Here is a 1,766-nt window from a genome sequence, read left to right as displayed (position 1 = left end):
ATTCAGCGCGCATTGTCGCTGGGTCGGCCCCGGACGCTCGTGACGCATCGAAAGATGCCAGGGACGGTTTGACACCTGGGATTGACCCGAATACATTACTGACCGGTCAGTCAGTTGTACCGTAACTGACATCAGCCCCCGTCTCCAGAATTACCGCCCCCGTTCACCGCTTCGAAGAGGATTCCGATGCGATCCACGCTGTTCATTGCCTTGGCCGGTGTGGCCGTCCTGGCTGCCTGTTCCAAGACCGAGCCTGCCGCCGAGCCGGTGCGGGCGGTCCGCACGCTGACCGTCGCCAACGGGGCCGCGGGCGGCACCCGCGAGTACGCGGCCGAGATCAGGGCGCGCACCGAATCGAAGCTCGGCTTCCGGGTCGGCGGCAAGATCACGCGCCGCACGGCGAACGTGGGCGACACCGTGAAGGCCGGCCAGGTGCTCGCGCAGCTCGATCCGCAGGATCTGAAGCTGGCGCAGGAGTCGGCCCGCGCGGCGCTTGCCGCGGCGCAGACCAACCTCGAGCTCGCGAATGCCGACTACAAGCGCTACAAGGACCTGCGCGACCAGGGCTTCATCAGCTCGGCCGAGCTGGAGCGCCGCGACACCGCGCTGAAGTCCGCCCAGGCGCAATTCGACCAGGCGCGCGCGCAGGCCGGCGTGCAGGGCAACCAGGCCGCCTATGCGGCGCTGGTGGCCGATTCCAATGGCGTGATCACCGGCGTCGATGCCGAGCCGGGCATGGTGGTGGCCGCCGGCACCTCGGTCGTGCGCCTCGCGCAGGACGGCCCGCGCGATGTGGTGTTCTCGGTGCCTGAAGACCATGTGAGCGACCTGCGGGCGCTCGCCCGCAAGCCCGGTGCGCTGAAGGTGAGGCTATGGGGTAGCAATGACGCGGTGTCCGCGTCGATCCGCGAGGTGGCCGCGGCTGCCGATGCCGCGACCCGCACGTTCCAGATCAAGGCCGACATCGGCGAGCTGCCGGCCCGCCTCGGCCAGACCGCCACCGTGCTGATCGAGTTGCCGCAGCAGTCGAACGTGGTGCGCCTGCCGCTGTCGGCGGTCACCGAGCTGCAGGGCCGCACGTCGGTATGGCTGGTCGACAAGAACGCCCAGGGCGTGCTCAGCGTCAAGGCGCAGCCGATCCAGGTGGCCGGTGCCGACGGCAACACCGTGGTGGTGGCCGCCGGCCTCGCGCCCGGGCAGGTGGTGGTGACGGCCGGCGTGCACGTGCTGTCGCCCGGGCAGCAGGTGAAGATGTACGTCGAGCCGACCGCGCAGAACGGCAACCCGGCTGCGATGGCGCCTGCCGCCAGCGCGGCATCCCGCTAAGCCCAGCGCCCGAGGCACCGCATGAGCAGCCCCCAAGACACACACGACGACGCGCCGACCTCGCGTTTCAACATCTCCCGCTGGGCCCTCGAACACCAGCCGCTGACGCGCTACCTGATGGTGGTGCTGATGGTGCTGGGCTTCGTCGCCTACTTCCAGCTGGGCCAGGACGAAGACCCGCCGTTCACCTTCCGCGCGATGGTGGTGCAGGCCTTCTGGCCGGGCGCCACCGCGCAGCAGATGGCCGAGCAGGTCACCGACAAGATCGAGAAGACGCTGCAGGAAGCGCCGTACGCCGACAAGATCCGCAGCTACACCAAGCCGGGCGAGTCGCTGACCATCTTCCAGATCAAGGACAGCTCGCCGCCGAAGGAAGTCAACAACGTCTGGTACCAGACGCGCAAGAAGATCGGCGACATGCGCTCGACGCTGCCGTCGGG

Annotated in this window: 2 protein-coding genes; both read left to right on the top strand. The window is 68.7% G+C overall.

Annotated features, from left to right (window positions below; translation table 11 throughout):
- Positions 1-186: 186 nt before the first annotated feature.
- Positions 187-1,326: an efflux RND transporter periplasmic adaptor subunit gene (locus AC1D15_RS30330; protein ID WP_477828949.1), complete on the top strand. Its 1,140-nt coding sequence runs from the start codon at positions 187-189 to the stop codon at positions 1,324-1,326.
- A gap of 21 nt (positions 1,327-1,347) precedes the next feature.
- Positions 1,348-1,766 (top strand): efflux RND transporter permease subunit (locus tag AC1D15_RS30325; RefSeq protein WP_477828948.1); only part of this gene is annotated, 419 nt, incomplete at its 3' end.

The organism is Rhizobacter sp. P2_H2 (genome assembly GCF_056403375.1).
The sequence above is the reverse complement of the archived record's forward strand: the minus strand, read 5'-3'. Positions and strand labels throughout refer to the sequence as shown.